9 protein-coding genes are annotated in these 22,221 nt (G+C 32.0%); 7 read left to right on the top strand and 2 right to left on the bottom strand.

The genetic code is table 11. The features are described from left to right. Positions 1–14: 14 nt before the first annotated feature. Both C8C88_RS07110 and C8C88_RS07105 read right to left on the bottom strand, forming a co-directional pair. Entirely contained in the window at positions 15–11,459 is an 11,445-nt protein-coding gene (locus tag C8C88_RS07110; protein ID WP_121337442.1) for an HYR domain-containing protein, read from the bottom strand. A gap of 77 nt (positions 11,460–11,536) precedes the next feature. Next, positions 11,537–14,047: a lipopolysaccharide assembly protein LapB gene (locus tag C8C88_RS07105; RefSeq protein WP_147403447.1), complete on the bottom strand. Its 2,511-nt coding sequence runs from the start codon at positions 14,045–14,047 to the stop codon at positions 11,537–11,539. Positions 14,048–14,435: 388 nt separating this feature from the next. Between C8C88_RS07105 and C8C88_RS07100 the strand changes: the two genes are divergently transcribed. From C8C88_RS07100 to C8C88_RS07070, 7 genes are read left to right on the top strand one after another with little or no spacing between them, the layout of a single operon-like run. Continuing rightward, the gene (locus C8C88_RS07100; protein ID WP_147403446.1) at positions 14,436–15,269 is read left to right on the top strand and encodes an ABC transporter permease; all 834 of its coding nucleotides are present in this window, start codon (positions 14,436–14,438) and stop codon (positions 15,267–15,269) included. A gap of 43 nt (positions 15,270–15,312) precedes the next feature. Beyond that, entirely contained in the window at positions 15,313–16,473 is a 1,161-nt protein-coding gene (locus C8C88_RS07095) for an ABC transporter ATP-binding protein (RefSeq protein WP_370453806.1), read from the top strand. 1 nt (position 16,474) lies between these two features. Beyond that, complete coding sequence (locus C8C88_RS07090) at positions 16,475–17,302, top strand: class I SAM-dependent methyltransferase (RefSeq protein ID WP_121337438.1); 828 nt, start codon at positions 16,475–16,477, stop codon at positions 17,300–17,302. A 16-nt stretch (positions 17,303–17,318) separates the two neighbouring features. Beyond that, complete coding sequence (locus C8C88_RS07085; RefSeq protein ID WP_121337437.1) at positions 17,319–18,200, top strand: phytanoyl-CoA dioxygenase family protein; 882 nt, start codon at positions 17,319–17,321, stop codon at positions 18,198–18,200. After that, positions 18,163–19,014 carry an SDR family NAD(P)-dependent oxidoreductase gene (locus C8C88_RS07080; protein WP_121337436.1) on the top strand — a complete coding sequence of 284 codons (852 nt, stop codon included), beginning with the start codon at positions 18,163–18,165 and terminating at the stop codon, positions 19,012–19,014. The genes C8C88_RS07085 and C8C88_RS07080 overlap by 38 nt, the downstream gene beginning before the upstream one ends. Positions 19,015–19,019: 5 nt before the next feature. After that, positions 19,020–21,173: a cytochrome P450 gene (locus tag C8C88_RS07075; protein ID WP_121337435.1), complete on the top strand. Its 2,154-nt coding sequence runs from the start codon at positions 19,020–19,022 to the stop codon at positions 21,171–21,173. Further along, entirely contained in the window at positions 21,166–22,221 is a 1,056-nt protein-coding gene (locus C8C88_RS07070; protein WP_121337434.1) for a UbiA family prenyltransferase, read from the top strand. Before C8C88_RS07075 ends, C8C88_RS07070 begins: the two co-directional genes overlap by 8 nt.

Below are 22,221 nucleotides of genomic sequence, written 5' to 3'. Positions count from 1 at the left end.
AAAATTATTATTATCTAAAATCTAGTGATATAAATCCAACCTTCTTTATCTACTGTTCCATTGCCATCTAAATCAATTTGATAGTAATAAGAGCCATCAGGCAGTGATTCGCTATTATTTTTATAAGAACCATCCCAATTGTTTTTATAATTAACAGCATAAAAAACATCTGCTCCCCATGCATTAAATACTCGAACTATTGATTTAGTGTAATTTTCAATATTGTAAATAACCCAGGTGTCGTGTACTCCATCTCCGTTAGGAGTAAAGGCCTCAGAAATATTTACATCTCCAGAATCACATACATCACCTATACCGTTCTTATCTCTATCCTCTTGAAGTGGGTTTGATATAAACTGGCAATTGTCAAATACATCTAAAATACCGTCGTTATCATCATCCTCATCACATACATCTCCTAATCCGTCTTTATCATTATCCGCCTGATCTGGGTTAAACTGTGTAGGACAATTGTCAATACTGTCTGCAACACTGTCTTTATCATCATCATTATCACAGTTGTCTTTAATTCCGTCATTATTAGAATCTGGATAATTATTAACTACTGTTACTGTAGCTGAAGCAATGGCTGTATTTCCTTCAAAATCAGTTACCTTCAATACAACGACATTCTCTCCTTCATCACCGCATCCAAAATTGACACTATCTAAATCCATTTTTTTAATGGCACAATTATCAGTAGAACCATTATCAATCATTTCTGGTGTAATACTTGCTTGACCAAATTGATCCAATACAACTGTAATGTTTTTAGTGCGTACATTAGGAACTATATAGTCTACTACTGTAATGATAGCTTCTGCTGCGTTGCTGTTTCCATTAGTATCCTCAACTGTTAACGTTACTTTATTTGGTCCAAGATTGGCACAAGTAAATGTGGATGGATACACTTTAATAGATTTAATGGCACAGTTGTCATAAGACCCTTTGTTTATTTGGTCAGCAGTAATTGAGACCGTACCGTTTACATCTAAAGCAATCATCACATTTTTAGTAATTACTACTGGTTTAGTAACATCAATTACTTTTACATTTTGAGTTGTAGTATTACTATTTCCGCTACCATCCGTAACAGTCCATGTTACAATATTATTACCTAGTTTATAAGCCAGAGGTGCATCATTAGTAATTGATTGTACTGAACAGTTATCAAAAGTTACTGGTTGTTCTAAAACCACATGTGTGGCAGTACAACTATTATTATCTGAATTCACCACAATAGCAGCTGGTGGATAAATAGAAGGTACCTCTTGGTCTATAACCGTTACTAATTGTGTAGTGCTTACAGTATTTCCAGTACTATCTTTTGCTGTCCAAGTTACAGTTGTAGTCCCTAATGGGAATGATGTTGGCGCATTATTAGTAACCATAGAAACCGAATCGTTATCAATCGCATCTGGTATTCCTAAATTAACATTGACAGCATAACATCCATTATTTGTATGAACCGTTAAGCCATTAGGTGAAGTAATTGTAGGATTTGAACCATCAATAACCGTAACCGTTTGTATAGCCATTGATTTATTTCCACTAGCATCAGTTACGATCCAAAGCACAGATGTTGTTCCAATAGGATAATTAATTGGAGCATTGTTTGTAACTGAAAATACACTACAATTATCAGCTGTTACAGGATCTCCTAACATAATTCCAGTTGCATAATTACCTGAATCAATTGTAATCGTAATATTAGTTGGCGCTACAATTGTTGGCAAAGTAGTATCAACCACTTTAATTAATTGATTTGCTGTAGCTTTATTACCGTTTACATCCGTAACTGTCCAAGTAACAATTGTATTCCCTAATGGGAAAATAGCTGGAGCATTATTAATTACACTGTCAACTGTACAGTTATCAGATGTGATTGGTGAACCTAAATCTAAATCTGAAACACCACAACTTTCTGTTGAAGAAACAGTAATTGATCTAGGAGCTATAATAGTTGGATTTGTAGTATCAACAACTGTTACTAATTGAGTTGAAGTAACAACATTTCCACTTCCATCTACTACTTTCCAAGTTACTGTTGTAGTTCCTAAAGTATATACTGAAAGAGCATCATTAGTAACTGAAATAATTGAACAGTTATCCGAAACATTTGGAGTACCTAAATTTACATTATAGGCAACACAATTATTACCTGCATTTACTACCACGTTATTAGGAACACTAATTTTAGGTAAAATTGTATCATTTACGGTAACTTTTTGCGTAGTTGTAGCTTTGTTACCACTTGCATCCGTTACTGTCCATGTTATTATTGTTGAACCTATAGGATATACAGAAGGAGCATCATTAGTTACAGAAGCTATCGTACAATTGTCTCCTACTACTGGAGTTCCAAGTACAATTCCTGTTGCTGTACAATTTGAATAAGCCGAAACTATAATGTTAGATGGCGCAATAATAGTTGGTGCAATTTGATCAACTACATTAACCCTTTGAATTGCTGTTGCTTTATTACCACTTGCATCCGTCACAGTCCATGTAACTAATGTAGTTCCAAGAGGAAATGTATTAGGTGCATTATTAGTAACTAAAATAGTAGTACAATTGTCAAATGCTATTGGTGTTCCTAAATCTAATCCAGTAACACCGCAAGAAGCAGATGCTGATACTGTAATAGCAGTTGGTGCAACAATACTAGGTACTAAATTATCTAATACGGTTACTAATTGAACAGCATTACTTACATTTCCTTTATCATCTTTTACAGTCCAAATTACTGTAGTTGTTCCAATAGGATATATAGAAGGTGCATTGTTTGTAACCGAAACAACGGAAACATTATCATTTGTAACTAACGAACCTAGATTAACATTAAATACATTACAAGAATTATTTGCATTAATAATTAGGTTTGCAGGAATCGTAACTATTGTAGGTCCTGTAAAATCTGATACAGTAACCGTTTGAATAGCTGTAGCTCTATTACCACTTCTATCTGTTACTGTCCAGGTAACTAATGTAGTACCAACAGGGTATGTTTCTGGCGCATTATTAGTTACTGATACTACTGAGCAGTTATCAGCCGTAATTGGGCTACCTAACTCAACTCCTGTTGCAATTGAAGCTACATTATCTAAGGTAATTGACACATTAGATGGAGCAATAATTGTAGGCAAAGTAGCATCCACCACTTTGACTAATTGAGTTGCCGTAGCTATATTACCACTACCGTCCATTACAGTCCAAGTAACAGTCGTATTACCTAATGGGAATGAAGCCGGAGCATCATTTGTTACACTAAGAACAGAGCAGTTATCTGAAACAACTGGCAATCCTAGTATAGGACCTGATACACTACAATTAGTCGATAAAACTAGAGTAATTGCGGCAGGAGGAACTATTGTTGGTAAAGTAGAATCAACTACCTTAACTTGTTGATCAACTGTTGTTACATTTCCGCTAGTATCAGTAACTGTCCATGTAACAATTGTTATTCCTAAAGGGTAAACTGCAGGAGCAGTATTTGTTACTGATGCAACAGAACAATTATCTGCTATTACAGGAGAACCTAAATTAACATTGAAAGCTGCACAACTATTGTTTGCGTTTACAACTATATTTGAAAGATTAGTAATTGTTGGTAATTCCGTATCTTTTACAGTTATTTTTTGAGTTGCAATCGCAACATTTCCGCTCACATCTTTTACAGTCCAAGTTACTGTTGTTACTCCCAAATTATAAATAGATGGAGCATCATTTGTTATCGTAGCAATACTACAATTATCAGCTATTTGAGGCAATCCTAATTCAACATTTGTCGCTGTACAATTAGTATTAGTAGACATGATAATATCTGTCGGTGCAGTTATTACTGGTGCAGTAGTATCAATTACTTTTACTAACTGTGTGGCTGTTTTAACATTAGCGCTTCCATCAACTACTGTCCAAACAACTGTAGTAGTACCCAATGGGAAAATTATTGGAGCATTATTTGTTACACTAGCAACACTACAATTATCTGTAACAACCGGTGTTCCTAAATCAAGATTCTCAACACCACAATTTGAAGTAGCGGAGATTGTTATTGCAGACGGTGCAACAATAGCAGGTAAAGTAACATCTACCACAGTAATTAATTGAGTAGCTGTTTTTATATTACCACTTGTATCTGTTGCTTTCCAAGTTACTATAGTTCTTCCTAATGGAAATACATTAGGCGCATCATTTGTAACACTAGTTAATGAACAATTATCAGAAGATACTGGAATTCCTAAATTAACATTGAAAGCATAACAAGCACTATTAGCTTGAACCGAAACGTCTTGAGGTGCTGTAATTATTGGTAAAGTAGCATCTACTACCGTTATTACTTGAGTAGCACTTGAAATATTTCCACTAGCATCTGTTACTACCCAAGTTACCGTTGTATTTCCTAATGGGAAATGAGCAGGCGCGTTGTTTGTAATTGTTGCTATAGAACAGTTGTCTAAAACTGTAGGTATTCCTAAATCAAAATTACTTGCAAAACAATCAGAAGCATTTACCGTAAAGGCAGCTGGTGCAACAATTGTTGGAGGTGTTACATCTACAACTGTGACAATTTGTGATGCAGTAGCTATATTACCACTAGTATCTGTAACTACCCAATTAACAGTTGTTTCTCCTATTGGAAATGAATCTGGAGCATTATTTACTATTGAAGCAACAGTACAATTATCTGTGGCTGTCACATCAAGGTTAACTCCAGTGGCAACACAATAATTATTTGTATTTACTGTAATGTTGTGACTGTTTATTATTGGTTTTATATAATCCTTAACGGTTACTAATTGAGTAACTGCATTTCTATTTCCGTTAGAATCAGTTGCTGTCCATGTTACAACCGTTTTACCTTGAGGGAAATTAGTTGGAGCATCATTAGTAACAACTACCGTAGCACATTTTTCAGTATAAGCTGGGTTTCCTAAATCAACATCTTCTATACTACATCCACTCAGAAGCTCTAAATTTAAATCTGATGGTGCTGTGATTGTTGGTTTTGTTTTATTAACCACATTAATGGTAAAACTACAAGAAGCAACAGCTCCATTTACATCTTTAACAGAATAATGAATTGTACTAAGCCCTGATTGAAAAACAGTTCCACTAGCATCGTTTATACCATTCAGCACACTTTCGTCAGGATTTGTAATTGACCAAGTAACTAATTTAGGACAACGTCCAAAACCTATTGGTGTCAAACTACCCACTGGTGATTTCCATGTACATACATTTTTATCTGAATTTACAACTAGATTACTAGAGCAATTCATTATTGGAGTTGGCGAATTAGTAACTTTAATCGAAAATCCGCATGTAGCAGTATTACCTGAAAGATCGGTTGCTAGATAAGCAATTGTATAAGTTCCTACGGATAAACTAGTACCGTTTGTTGGTCCTTGAGTTTGAGTAACTGTTACACTACAATTATCTTGAGCAACAGGAATTGGCCAACTTGTTCCATCGGAGCAATTTGGATCAGAACCTATGTTGAATGTATAATTTGCTGGGCAATTAACAAAAACAGGTGATTCTTTATCTTGAACTACAATATCTCTTACACAAGTAGATGTATTTCCAGCAGTATCAACAGCTGTCCAAATAACATTCGTTGTGCCTATTGGGAAAGTAGCTCCTTTTAAACTAGTATTATTTGTCCATTGAGAATAATTATGAGTTAAACTAATTAATGAACAATTTTCAGTTACTGTTGCATCTAAACTAGTATCAGGTACTATATATCCGCATTCACCAGTTGTAACGTTTTTAATAATTGTACTATTAAAAGGACAACTGATTACTGGGGCTGAAACATCCGTTATTGTTATATTTTGAATAGCCGTAGCTTTATTTCCTGAAGTATCAATTACTGTCCATGTAACTATTGTTTTACCTAATGCAAAAACAGCAGGTGCATTATTTGTAACTGTATAAACTGCGCAATTATCGCTTGTTACCGGAGTTCCTAAAACAATATTAGTTTCGTTACAAGTAGAAGAATTTAAATCCACTTGTATATCCGCTGGAGCAGTTATTGAAGGCTTGATTACATCAATCACTTTAACTGTAAAAGAACAATCTTTAGTAAGTCCATCTGCATCGGTTACCTTATAAGTTACAGAACTCAAACCAGGTAAAAATGTATAACCACTAATATCATTTGAACCTGTAACTATTGCTCCGCCTGGATTGGTAACAGTGTAATCTACTGTTATAGGGCATTTTCCTGAAACTATAGGAGTTAAACTTCCAGCTGGCGAAATCCAATTACATGAATTCGAATCTGAATGAACGACTATATTTCCTGGACAATTAATTATTGGTGTTGTACTATCAACAACTACAATTGTAAATGCACATGTAGCCGTGTTACCAGAAAGATCAGTTGCAGTATACTGAATAGGATACGATTGACCGATTGTTAAATTAGATCCATTAGTTGGTCCTGTTTGTGTAATCGTCACACTACAATTATCTTGTACAACAGGAACAGGCCAAGCAACACCTCCAGAACAATTTGGTCCTACAGTTATGGTTTGGTTGGCAAAGCAATTTACAAACATCGGTTTTTCAATATCCCTAACTGTTATACTTTGTCCATAGTTTTTTGTATTTCCATTAGCATCAACAGCTGTCCAAATTACTTGTGTAGTACCTATTGGAAAAGTGGCACCATCTAGTGTATTAGGATTATTCCAAGACGAAAAATCATGTGTTAAACTTACTACAGTACAGTTATCAGAAGCAGCTGGGTCAAATTCTAGACCTTTCACTACATATCCGCAAGTACCTGATGTATTATTTTTTGTTATTGTTGAAGAACCTGAATACGTAATTGTAGGAAGAACAGCGTCAGTAACAGTAACTATTTGAGTAGCTTTACTCACATTACCGCTTGCGTCAGTTGCAGTCCAAATAATAGTAGTAATCCCTACAGGAAATACAAGTGGCGCATCATTAATTACTATAGTTCCAGCGCAATTATCAGTTACTACTGGAGTACCTAAATTAACATTTGATAAAGTACAGCTTGAAGTTACATTCAAATTCAAATCAGCTGGCGCTACTAAAGTTGGTTTCACTGTATCTGTTACGGTCACATTAAATGTACAAGTGTCCGTATTATCATTTGCATCAATTATCGTGTAAGTAACTTGCGTCACTCCTTTCATAAATACATACTGACTTACATCTAAAGTTCCAGAAACATTTGTTCCATCTGGATTCACAAGACTCCAACTAACTTTTGGACAATTTCCTACCGCTTGAATTGGTGTTAAACTACCCACTGGAGAAGCCCAAGTACATGCGTTTTCATCAGCTTCGTGAATCGTATTTTGAGGACAAACAATAATAGGGTTTGTTGAATCTATAACTTTTACATAGAAACTACAAAAACTAGTATTAGATGAACTATCTGATGCTCTATATTTAATTTCATAAATTCCAGGAACATATTCATTACCAGAATTTTGTTGAGGTATTGGTGTTGACACCAAAGTAATAATTGGTGTAGAACAATTATCTGTTGCTTGAGGTATTGGCCAACTTGTCGATCCAGCACAAGTACTAATTGATTTTCCAATTGTCAACATTTGATTTGTAATACAATTAGTAAAAATTGGTGCCTCAGTATCATTTACAGTAATAGTAATAGGATAAGTAGCTGAATTCCCATTAACGTCAGTTGCAGTCCAAGTAATTGTCGTCACCCCTTTAGGGAATATTGCTCCTGCTAAAGTTGTAGTACTTGCAGCACTTACATAATTATGTGTAAAAGTTGCTATAGTACAATTATCAGTTACCGTTGGATTAAATTCAGTTCCCACAGCGGTATAATTACATTCCCCTGCACTAGTATTTTTAGTGATAGAATGACCTGGACCAAATGTAATAACTGGCGCTTGATTATCAGTAACTGTTACTGTTTGTGTTGCTAAACTTGTATTTCCTGATGCATCCGTTGCAGTCCAAGTTACAGTAGTAACTCCCAAAGGATAAGTAGCAGGTGCATTATTTGTATAAGTAGCCCCTAAACAATTATCAGTAAGTGTTGGAGTACCTAGATTTACTTCTGATGCTACACAAGTTGATGTTAAATTAATAGCAACATTAGATGGTGCTATTAGTGTTGGTTTTTGATTGTCTACAACAGTAACTGTAAATGTTTTAGTTATTGGGTCACTGCCAGAAGCCGTTAATGTATAGCTTACCGTACTTGTTCCTTTGGCAAATGCATGAGAACTTACATCATTTGTCCCTGTAGAATGAGAATTATCAGGATTCAATACATCCCATGTAACCGCTAATGGACAATTTCCAATGGCCTGAATTGGTTTCAAACTTCCTATTGGAGCAGTCCATGTACAAGCATCAGTATCTGTGTTTTTTGAAGTTACATTATATGGTGCTACTAATATTGGTGTTGAAGAACCCACTACAGTAACAGTAAAATTACAATAGCTAGAATTTAAACTACTATCAGTCGCTTTATATTCAACAGTATAAGTTCCTGGAGCATTAGTCTCTAATGGAGATGGTCCTTGTGTTTGAACAATTGTAACCGAAGAACCACAATTATCGATTGCAGTTGGCGCTGACCAATTTGGAACCAAAGTACAACCACTATATGAACCAACAGTTATATCGCTAGGACAATTTTGCATTACTGGAGCTTCGGTATCCACAACCGTTACCACAGTATTACAAGTTGATATATTTCCTGAAGCATCAGTAGCTGTCCACGTAACAGTAGTTGTGCCAATTGGAAAAGTAGCACCTGCTAAACTATTAGAATTACTAGTTGAAGTAAAGTTATGTGTTAGCGTTGGGTTTAAACAATTATCTGTAGATGTTGGATCAAACTCTGAACCATTAACTACATATCCACAAATTCCTATGGTATTACTTTTTGTTATTGGAGAACCAGAAACACATGTAATAGTAGGCGGAGTAACATCATGTATAATTACATTTTGATTTACTTTTGTCACATTTCCAGCCGCATCAATTGCTGTCCAAACAACAACTGTTGTTCCTATTGGATAGGTCGTAGAAGGATGATTATTAGTTATGCTAGTTACTGCACAATTATCAGAATTAAGCGGAGCTGTCAAAGTCAATTCATTAAAACTACAAGCTGACGCACTTACATTCCTATTCACATCAGCAGGATTTGCTATTGTTGGAGATGTTCCATCAACCACATTTACAGTTTGCTCAGTAGAGGCCCTATTTCCCGCTCCATCTGTAACTGTCCAAGTAATACTAGTATAGCCTAAAGGCAATACGTCTGTAGACAGAACTTGCGTACCATTTTTATATTTTCCTTTTAAAATTGCACCTGAACAATTATCACCATATTGGATTCCAAAAGTACTATTAGACACTAAAATTCCACATTTGTCAGAATCCGCGTTTACTTTATACAATGATGGCGCCGTAATAGTAGGTATTGTAACATCGACAACGGTAACTTTTTGTACTGCCGTTTGAATATTCCCATTAACATCCGTTACTGTCCAAGTGATCGTATTAATCCCTGAATGAAATACAGCAGGAGCATCATTTACTACAGTTGCAACTGAACAATTATCAGCAGTAATTGCTGAACCTAAATTAAGTCCTGTTGCACTACAAGTAGCATCTGCATTAACAGTTATATCTGCTGGAGCAGTAATTGTAGGTTTAATAGTATCTTGAATAGTAGCTACAATTGATGAAAATTGAACATTATTTCCTGTATCAGTAGCAATAACTAATACCGTATTAGGTCCAACATCATTACATGTAAATGAACTTGGAATTGTAAACAAAGTATAAATACAGTTGTCCGAAGTTCCATCATCAATCATATCTGGAGTTAAACTTACTGTTCCTTTTTCGTTTAATTGCAAAGTGATATCTTTCACTTTGATAACCGGTGCAATTTGATCTTGAACAATTACTTTTGCTTGTCTAGTAGCAACATTTCCTTTTATATCAATTACTCTCAAAACCACCGTATTTTCACCTTCCTCAGTACAGTCAAAAGTAAGTCCTGTCGTAGAGTAAGAAGCATCTGAATCCCCTAATTTTTTTAATGAAATACTTTCTATTCCACAGATATCTGAAGAATTAAGATCGATATCACCTGGCGTAATTGAAACATGACCTGTTGCATCTAATTGTATTGTCTTATCCTGTGTCAAGACAATAGGAGGAGTAACATCTCTAACGGTTACTACAGCTGAACGTGTAGAGAAGTTTCCAGCGTTATCAGTAACTGTTAAGATAACAGTATTTGTCCCTGTATTACTACAATTAAAAGTATTTGGACTTACTGAGTAACTGGCTATAGTACAGTTATCAGTACTATTATTATTTACTAATAATGGATCTAATGTATAAGTTCCTGTAATTCCGCTAAGATCTACTGTAATATTTTTTGTAAAAACTGTAGGTGGAGTCACATCTACATCCCAAGTGGCTACTGTATTCCATGAGGAAGTATCACAAGAAGAAATACAATTCATTCTTCTGGCTTGAATTTGAATTCTGTTAACTCCTTTTATTGACGAACTAATACCCGTTGGCGGAGTCGTTGAAGCATTAGACCATGTTGAACCTCCATCTATAGAAAACCTGTATTCAACAGTACAACCTTGATTAATTCCTCCAGAAACGCTTGAAATTCCAACAGGTGTGTCAATACAAACTTGAGAAACATTATTAAGTTTAACAGCGGTGGTTGGCGATGTTGGCTGATCTAATACATTAACACTATACGTTCTCCATCCACTAGAGCAAGGTCCATTCTGGGATTTTACTCGAACTACCCCTTGTAAAGTTCCAGTAGAACCTGTTGGCCACGAAAATGTAACTGATGTTGTTCCCGTAGTTGTTAGATTAATATAACTTGCTCCACCATTAATAGAATATTCCCAAACATAATCTTTAGCATATAAAGCGGATGGTATTGAATAAGTTATAGAAGATCCTTTACATGCATTATTAAGCCCAGAAATAGCAGACGGATAAGCTGGAGTAACAGGTGCATAAGACAATGTTGCAGATACACCATTAAAATAGTAACCACTAGAGGTAAGTCTATTGGTACCTATATTATATTGTCTTGTTGATGGGGCAGTATACGTAACTTGGTTTCCGTTAGCACCACCATCTATACAGATACCATTACCCCAAAAAATTTGGTTTGGAGCCCAATATGATAAAGCGGCTGAACTCAAGCCAAATTGATAAGTAACTCCTCCTTCTAAGTTTAGATACTCATATTCACCCGGACCAATGTTATAATTGTATGTGGAACATGACGTAGGAGAAGCCAATGTTACTCCATTAGTCCCCACTGAACACTGTGAATAAGTAGTTGCACTGAGAATCAAAAACAGTAAAAAACTCAATAAAAAATTCAGTTTAATTTTTTGATTTGGGTAATTTTTTAAATTCATAATTCTAATTGTTTTAAAATCAAAATGATTCTATTTATTTTTGTTTTAATGTGTTTATTTTATTGAATCTTACTTATTTAATGGGAAGAATCTATAATCATGTGTTTAAAATTTTCATTAGCGGGAAAATAGGACAAACCTCTTTCTGCATATTTTTTAGTACTGATAAAATCTTTATTCAAAAGACAGATATAAGCTACTAATTCATGAATACTTTCATTATATGGATTGATTTTCAAATAAAGATTACCATATTTAACGGTCTCCTCTTTGTCCTTCAAATCAAAACTTCTTTTAGTCAATTCATCTAAGGAAAGTAAATTTTCAGGTTGTAATTTATACGCCTCAAAAAATGCTTTTTTGGCATTCACAAAATCTTTTTGCATCACATAGGAACGTCCTAAATCAAAATGATAATTGAAAAAATAAGGGTAAATCACAATTGCTTTAGAAAAATAATTAATAGCTTTCTTTTGATACTCCATTCGTGCTTCATTTGAAAGCGTAGTATTAGTAAGCGATTCGCTCATTAAACTTAAAGCCAACATATTATTGGCTTGTGCAGAATTCTCAAGATGCACAATATCATGACTCATTAATTTAATAGGACTTTCCCATTGACTATTTCTGGAGAAAGTTTTAACAGAAAATAAAAGCAAAACAGCCAAAACTGCAAACTCTATTTTTTTGGGTTTAAACAAATCTAAACTCGGTTTTAATTCATAAACAATAGCAGCAATGAAAACACAAAAACCAGCAGATGCCGTAAAAGCAAGCCTTTCGCCTACCATTCCGGCAACTAATTCTACCCAATTACTAAATAATAATATTGATAAAAAATACCATCCAATTCCAAAACTTATAATTGGCCTTTTGTTAATCTGATAAATAGCTAAGAAGAATAGCAAAATATAAATTAACAGATAAGACCAAACTCTGTAATCATTGAAATTTGAAGTCTTAATTTTAGAATACCCATAATAGAAAGACAGTTCATTAGGAAAAACCATCAATCTTGCATAATCACCTAAAACAACTATTCCTGTAGCTATTTTTTCATTTATTGAATGAGGAGCTACCAAGGTGTTTTCCATATATTCTAATCTTCTACCTTCAGAAATTTCCGATTTAGAAGGTAGTTTTTTGAGATATTCCTGAATATTTTCAACATCACCTCCTGAAGATTTTGTCAGTGATTTTATAATGCTACTTTGATAATTCAATTCAAAACCTATAAAAATCAAAGAAGAAAAAACAGATAAAAGAATTCCCGTTCTCCAGTAAGAGAGAAAATACTTTTTTAAATAATTAAAATGAATAATTAATGAAAATACCAATAATGATATTTGAAATATACCTATTTGAAAATAAAACAAACTAACTATAAAATTAGTTGCTGAGAATAATAAACTAAGCTTTGTGCTTCTGAAAGAAACATAAAAAAACAGCAGTACATAAACTATTAAAAACATTTTTTTAAAAGACATCCCTAAATAGAACAGACCAATAATTGAAACTAGCAAAATTGTACTATTTAAAAAATCTATTTTTTTATTTGAAATAGAATAAAAAGTATAAGCAGCTCCTGTAAAAAGAGTAATTAAAAAACAATTATTAATTTTTAAAACAAAACCTATTACTAACAACTGAAGCATTAGCTGAAAAATACTTTTCTTAACTTCTAATTTCGAAATAAATAAAGGTAAAATTGCCAAGAACACAAAACCAAAATTATTTTTATAAAGTGCTAATCCCACAAAAAACCAAGAGATAATAAATAGCAATGATTCCTTGACCCAAAATTGATTTTGATTTCCATTAGACTTAAACTCTTGACTTGAATAAAATAAATAAAATAGAGCAACTGCTAAAACAGGAAGAGCTATCAATAACATTAATTTTGAAATCTCAAAATCCGAACCTATAAGAGCGCCAGGAATAACTAAAGACAAGACAACTAATAAAAGGTTTTTTCTACTAATTGTTTTTAACAAAAGAATTGCAAACGGATAAATAACAACTAAAGGATAAATACTTTTTTTAGACAACATACCTGCAGCAAAAAAGAGAAATGATAACAAAAGAAAATACCAACTCTCTTTTTTCAAATATTTAAAAATCATAAGTCCTGAAAGCATCGCAAAGAAAAATGCTAATATTTCGTCTCTATTTTTTATACTTGCCACAACCTCACTATGAACTGGATGAACAATAAATAAAAGGGAAGCTAAAAAAGCAATAAGAATTTTATTTTCTCCGAAAAAATTACACAACAAATTAAAAAGCAGTAATACAGAGACTAAATACAATAAAACATTGATGGTGTGACTCACTAGTGGACTCTCTGAAAACAAACTATGCTCTATTGCAAATGAAAGCAAAACCATAGGTCTATAACCAAAAGAATGCCCAGTAGCATCCTTATAATAGGAACCTTCAAAGATTTTGACAATAGAAGAAAGGCTTCCATCAGCGGTCAACGGTTGGTTTTGAGTGACTAAAACATCATCATAATTATAACCGTTAAGGATTGAATTAGAAAAAACAATTAATGTAAGAAGGGATAATATTAAAGTATAATCCTTCAAAAAAAATTGATTTCGTATTGATGCCTTAAGTAAGTAAAGTTTTGTATTCAATTATTCAAATAATTTAACCTGTTCTCCTAAAGCAACTCATTTTTAAATTGAAGTTTCAATGAAGAAATTGATATTTTTGAAACAAACCTACTCGCAATATTTTAAATTAACACAAAAAATACTATTGAGTTAAAAAAAAAGGTCATAATTTAAAGTATAAAAAAGAATTATAAAAATTACAAAAGTATCAGAATTAAAACTCTAAATTTGTAATTATTAGTAAAAAGTATGGGGTTTTAAATTCTAAATTTGTAATTATTAGTAACTTTTAAGCAATTAAAAAAACCGTTTTTTCTTTAAAAAAATAGCAAAAATCTATACTTATAAATAGCATTTGATGAAATCTAAAAAAAAAGAAATAACTATAGAAATAAACGCAAGCCCTGACAGTATTTCGAATTATTTAAAAAAAATATGGGAATACAAAAGCCTGATTTGGGTTTTTGCAAAAAGAGATTTGAAAGTTAAATACGCTCAAACTTTTATAGGTATTACATGGAGTATTATTCATCCTTTAACTACGCTACTTATATTTTCTTTTTTATTCGGATACCTTTTAAATTGGAAAACAAATAATCTTCCTTACACTGTTTATTTATTAAGTGGGCTTTTAGGATGGAATTTTTTTTCGTACATAGTTCAAGCAGGAATTATTAGCATTCACGAATCATCACATATAATAAAGAAGATATATTTTCCTAAAACTATACTTCCGTTATCTAAAATAATTATAGCTCTAGTGGAACTAGGACTAAATTTGTTACTATTAATTCCTTTGATTCTTTTTTTTAAACTTACAATATCATGGAAAATAATATTTATCCCTTTTGTTCTTTTTTTTAATGCATTATGTGGCTTAACTTTGGTTTTTTGGATTGCTTCATTTGCTTATAGAAGAAGAGACCTATTGCATATCCTTCCATTTATTATGTATTTTGGCATTTGGCTTACACCCGTATTTTTTAGCCCTGATTTACTACCCGAAAAATTCAGCCCTTTATTAGACCTAAACCCAATGGCTAATGTGATAAACTTGTGGAGATGGATGTTTTTTGACACAATTCCTTTTAACATAAATTGGATTATTTCGTTTTTTATTGTTCTATTTCTTGCCTTGACAGGAATGTTTTATTACAACAACAGAGAATATAAATTTAGTGATTATGTGTGAAAATAATGTAGCAATAAAAGTTCAAAATATAGGTAAAAAATACATTCTGAATCAACCGATAGTAGATAATGATGGAAATAACACAAAAGAATTTTGGGCACTTGAAGACATAACATTTGAAATTAAAAAAGGAGAATCTGTAGGTATTATTGGCACAAATGGAAGCGGAAAAAGCACTTTATTAAAAATTCTGGCTGGCGTAACCAAACCTACTTGCGGAAATGCAACTATAAAAGGACGAGTGGCTAGTATCCTTGATATTGGTGCAGGTTTTCACCCTGAGTTAAGTGGCAAAGAAAATATTTTTTTAAATGGACAATTATTAGGATTCACTAAAAAAGAAATTGCAGTAAAATTCGATAAGATTGTAGATTTTAGTGAAATTGGAAAATTCATTAATCAGCCGGTAAAAAACTATTCTAGTGGAATGTACTTGCGTTTGGCTTTTAGCATCATGGCCAATTTAGATTTTGATGTATATCTTTTAGATGAAGTAATGAATGTGGGAGATACAAATTTTCAACTAAAAGTAAAACAGTTTATTAAAAATAAGAAAAACAAAACAGCAACGTTCATTTTTGTTTCTCATGACTTAAATACTTTGATATCTAACTGCGAAAAATTTTATCTGCTTGATAATGGAAAAATTATTAATAACGGAAAAGCTGATGTAATTGAAAATTACCTATATAATTCTCTTTTAAAGTCGAACAGCAGTTTCCCTATAAATAAACATGTTACCAACAAAAACCCTTTGTTGAAAAATGATTATTTAATTCTAAAGGAAATTAAAGTTGATACAAATCAAAATGATTCTATAATAGAAGATAAGCCTATAGAATTTAGTTGTTTGATAGAAACTATAAAACCATTTAAAATTGACATTGCTTTTGGTATCGAAAATTTATTAGGAAACGATATTTGCTATATTTCGACACTGATTAGCAATGTTGAATCAGAGGACAAAACCTGCCAAAATGAACATATATTAATTTCAGCTATATTACCACCTTATACAATAAAAAAAGGGGCTTATATTTTAAAATTAAACATTATAATGAATGAAAAAAATCCTTTAATAAGTCAGTTTAAAGCATTACAATTTAATGTAAAAAAAAGTAATAAATTAAATTCTGAAATGATAGACCAAAGACCTAACACTGCAATAATTCATAGTGAATGGACTTTCAAAAGACATCTCTAAAATGGTAGATACAAACAAAGATGAAAATCAAATTAGAACAAAGAATATGTATTCTGAATTAGAAACCAGAATAACAAATTCTAATGCAAATTGCTATTATCTAAATCTAGGCTATTGGAAAAACACAAATCTAACAAAAGTAGCTTGTGAACAAATGATTGATCAAGTAATACTATTTGCTCCTATTAAAGAGAACCAAATTATATTGGATGTAGGTTTTGGATACGGGGATCAAGATATTTTTCTTGCCAAAAAAATACCTAATATAACAATTCATGGATTAAACATAATTGACAATCAGGTTAAAAAAGCACAAGAAAAGGTCATAGAAAACGAATTATCAGAACAAATTTTTTTAGAAAAAGGAGATGCTACCGCATTAAAATATAAAGACAATATTTTTGATACTATTATTGCAATAGAATCAGCATTTCAATTTAACACTAGAGAAAAATTTTTTGAAGAAGCATATAGAACACTAAAAAAAAATGGAATACTATGCCTGGCGGATTGTTTACCAAACTCCGAAACAGAAAAATCAGACCTTGAAATTAGATCTGAACGCATAGGGATTCCAATAAAAAATCAATATGGCATAACAACATACATAGAAATTCTTAAAAAAATAGGATTCAATTCCATTGCGTACATTGACATTTCTGAAAATGTTATTCCTTATAGTGCTACCGAAATCTCTAACAAAAACGGATGGAGAACTGAAACAACAGTTAATTTACCCAAAGAAAGTAATGTGCTTGACAATTTAATACAGAATTTCAACGAATCTACAACTATTGAGAAGTATTACTTAATAAAAGCAGTTAAATAAAATAAGCTAAACTAAAATGGAAAGACCTATTTTTAAAAATAAAACGCATAACAAGGCCTATCTTGAAAATGGATTTATAATTGAAAAATTATTATCAAAAGAAATCGTTCAAACCACTTTAAATCAACTATTAGATTTAAAACCAGATGACAATTATGCTCCACAGAGAACTGGAGTATCAAATTACCATTGTACTTTTTTAGATACGAATGAAGAATACAAAAGAGCTACAAACAAATTATTTAAAAAACTTTTCAACCCAATAATAGAGGAGATTTTTAATAATTATCATGTTTGGAATGCTAATTTTTATGTAAAACCACCTGGAGCAGGAAAGTTTGAAATCCATCAAAACTGGACTCATGTCAAAGAAGAAAAAACTACTTCATTCACCATTTGGTGTCCATTAGTAGATACAACAACAGATAATGGAACAATTATGTTAGTAAAAGGAAGCCATAAAATCCTTCCAGATATTGCAACCATGGATGTTCCCTATTATTTTAAAAACTTTGAAGAAGTATTAGTTTCAGATTACTTAGAACCAATTCCTTGTAAAGCAGGAGAATGTGTGATTTTTGAAGATGGAGTTATTCATTTTTCAGACATCAATAAATCAAATGCTCCTCGTTATGCGTTGCAAATCCTTATTGGTCCAAAAGAGTCCAATCCTGTATATTATTACCATGATTCTCAAAAGCCTGAATTAGGGTTTGAAGTCTTTGAAATCAATGATGATTTCTTTATGAAAAACAGCTATTTAACCTTTAAAAACCGACCAGATTTTCAAAAATCTATAGGATTTATTGAAAACCAAAATAAATTGATTTCTGAAGAAGAATTCAAAACAGCGTTAGCGAATGGCAACACTAGAAGAAAAAAAATTTATGGCGAATAATTTAAAACAAGTTGTAATAATTACTGGCGCAAATTCCATGATTGGAAAAGCACTTGTATTAAAATTTGCAAATGAAAACTGGAAAATTCATGCCACAGTTCGCTCAAAATCAAATAAGGATTTGATTCAAGGGCAAAATATTGTTTATCATGAAATGGACCTCGAAAATCAAAAATCAATTCACAAAACAGTTGATGCAATCCTCAAATCAGAATCTAAGATTGATGCATTGATAAACAATGCCGGTTTTGTTCTTTCTGGCCCTTTTGAATGTTCGTCTGACGAACAAATTAGAAGACAAATGGAAGTGAATTTTTTCGGAACCGTTTTTATGATAAAAGCGCTATTGCCAAAGCTTAAGACACAAAAAAACAGCTCAATTATAAACATGTCTTCTCTTTGTGGGCTAGTAACTTTTCCAATGTTATCAATGTACCATGCTTCTAAATGGGCATTAGAAGGATTTTCAGAATCCTTGATGTTTGAATTAGAATCTTTTGAAATTCGAGTAAAATTAATAGAACCTGGTGGTGTTAAAGAGAATGATTACGCTTCAAATGTCGAATTTGCTTCAATCGAAAAACCTGAATACAAAGCCTTGCTAGATAAAGTGCATAAAACCAATTGGTTTCCCTCCTTTTCTGAACCAAATTACATTGCTCAAGAAGTGTATAATGCTGCTCTGGACAAAACATCAAAGTTGCGTTATAAAATAGGTTCTGATTGCATGCTTTTTTTAGACGAAAGAAACAATGGCTTTAAGGACGAATCCTATTTAAAAAGTATAAAAAAACGAATATCTGGCGAAATATAAGCTAAATGTCAAAAATAAATACCGATATATCAACCATTCAATTTTCGCAAAACCCATATAAAGTATATGAGGAGTTGAGAAAAACTGGCAATGTTCATTATTTAAAATCCAATAATACTTGGCTTATTATTGGCTACAATGAAATCACAGATATTCTGACCAATAGCGCAATCTATTCCTCAGAAGGAGACTCTCCTTTTGACCCCATTTTATTAAATTGCGATCCTCCGGAACATACCAAAAATCGAAAAATAATTGGTGGAGATAAAGCGCTGTTTTCTCCAAATCGGATAGAAGATCTAGAGCAAAAAAACAGACAAATTTGCAGACAGATTTTAAACTCTTTAGTTACAAAAGACGAATTCGACATTCTTAAAGATTTTTGCCTTCCATTTTCTTCTTTAGTTGTCTTAAGGCTTTTAGGAATAACAACCACTGAAAATGAAACACTAAGAAATTGGTCTAGCGAAGCTGTTTCAAGCAAAGCAATTTTCGACACTAATTACGCCCTTGAAAAATGGAACGAATTAAAACCTATTGTTGAGGAGTGGATTCAAATAGCCATAGAAAAAAAGGATTCAGAAGGACTTTCAGAAATAATTTTTCATAAAAATTCGAAAGACAATTTTTCTTATGATAATATTTTAAATTTAACAAAAGTATTGCTTTTGGGAGGTAATGAAACTACTCCCAATTTAATCTCATCTGCACTTTTAATTTTATTTAAAACACCATCCCTTTTCAAACAAATAATTGAAAACACTTATCTAATTCCAAACCTCATCAATGAAACGCTTAGATTAGAAGCGCCAACACAAATTATCCAAAGAACAAATAAAGAAGAAGTTACAATAGGCAATCATACAATACCGAAAAATTCATCCATAAGCTTAGCTTTGGGAGCAGCAAATCGCGACCCCGAAATATTTGATTTGCCCAATGAGTTTATTTTAGATCGAAAAAAAGGAAAAATACTTTCTTTTGGATATGGACCTCATTATTGTATTGGTGCACATTTAGCAAAACAAGAAGCACAAATAGCTTTAGAAGAGCTGTTTAACTATTTTCCTGAAATTTGTTTATCCCCAGATTTCAAATCAATTTATCGCAATTCGAGCCACATAAGAGGTCTAGAAAAAATGCCCGTTTTTTCTAAAAAAGAAGGCAAATACGCTACATTGTTGCAAAGAAAAAACGCTATTTCATTACTCGAAAAAGGAATGAATGAAAATTTTGAATTTCCAACTTTTGAATTTTACCCAAATCAAAACACGTCCAATAAAGATTGGCACATAACATACCCTTCCCCATTTATCCACTCAAACATACTTTATTCCTTAATGAATAGTAGTGTAATTAATGAGAATTTAATAAAAAAAGGAACTCTTTTTTTATTAAATTCAGCAGAAAAAGGGGATGTTTTTAGATTTTGGAAATTAGAAAATTCACTCAATAAAGTTCCCCCAGATATTGATGACACAGCGTTATGTTCCTTTATTTTAGAAAAACAAGGACATAAACTAAACAATAAAAAAACACTATTAAAAAATATAAAAAATGATGGTAGACTATTGACTTGGATTCTCCCAAGTTGGAATTTGTTTATAGTTAATCCATACTTATGCCTAAAATTACTTTTCGAAAAAAAGGCAGTTGCAAATACAATAAAATCTGGAATGTTACATCAAACGGATACTGAGGTTGGTGTAGCGGTAAATGCTTTACTGTATCTGGGCGAGAATAAAAACACAAAAAAAGCCATTGAATATTGTATTACAGTTTGGGAAAATGATAAGGACAAACATCACTTTTACGAACATAAAATTGTTATAGCATACCACTTTGCTAGAGCGTATAAAGAGGGAATTACAACTTTCAATAAGGTTTCAAATACTATTGAAAAACTCATACAAAAGGAAAAAGACACGTATTGTTTTGCTGAGTTAATACTTTCTTATTTATGCTTAAAATATTTCAAAACGAATGATTCTTTAAAAAATGAAATTAAGGCACTGATTATAAAAAATTGTAAAACGAATCTAACTCTTTTTGAAAACTACCCCTACTTTACTTCAAAAGACAGAAATTATTGCGCGGGTTCTTATTGTTTAACTGCAAGTTGGTTTCTTGAAGCCACTGAAGACTGGACGGATGAATAACTTGCTTAAAATACACAAACGATTGTATTCGTTTTGCGCCTACAATTTACTTTTGTATGCTAACTTTTTGTTGCTATTTAGTTTAGCAGCAAATCTAAACGCAACTATTATTCATACAATTGCTCTAAAACTTTTACCCACTTATCTATTAGTGGGAATTAGCGGCTATTTCTTGAATGATTTGTTTGATGTAAAAGCAGATGAACTTTCGAACAAATTTAATATCACTACAATACTTAATAAGTATGTGGTGCTATTCATAATTTTATTTTTTGGCCTCATTGGGTTTTATCTCCTATTTACTATTTCAAAACAAGCGAGTTTAGTTTTAGTTTTTCAGTTTTTATTATTGCTTGGATATTCCTTACCCTTTATACGACTGAAAGAAAAAGGGATTTTGGGACTAATTACTGATGCTATATATGCTCATGTAATACCTGGGATTATTTTATTGTATGCACTCCAAGAATATATTGTTATTCCGCTTTCATTGTGTTCTATTTTTATACTATTTCTTTTTTTACTAGGACTAAGAGACATCGCAATTCATCAATTCGAAGATCTAGAAAAAGACATTCAATCTAACACAAAAACTTTTGCTGTAAAAAATCAAGAAACAATAAAAAGTCAAATTAATAAATTGAATCTTTTTTCCGCTCTGGGATTATGTGCTTTACTGTTCTTTTTTCAAACCACTTTCAACTCATTATTATTTCTAGCTCTTTTTATCTGTTTAACAATTAGTTATACTGTTTTTTTTGTAAAAAATAAAAACGTATCGAAAGATGTTTTAATGAATAATTATATCCTTCTTTCTTCTATTTTATTTTTATACATGTTAATAGATGCAAAAAATTTTATTGGTATTATTTTACTATTGCATCCTTATTTTTTACAAAAAACAAGAAGTTTTATTAATTATATTTTGGTTACAATTATCCCGTTAACAATCAATTATTTTTTATACTACTTTTTCATTTTATTGGGTAGAAATTTAAAAGAAAAACCATTGTCTGAGAAAAAATCTGAACTTTTAAAAAAGCATTAA

It is taken from the genome of Flavobacterium sp. 123 (assembly GCF_003634825.1).
Lineage (GTDB): Bacteria > Bacteroidota > Bacteroidia > Flavobacteriales > Flavobacteriaceae > Flavobacterium.
This window is presented reverse-complemented; position numbering and strand designations above follow the sequence as displayed.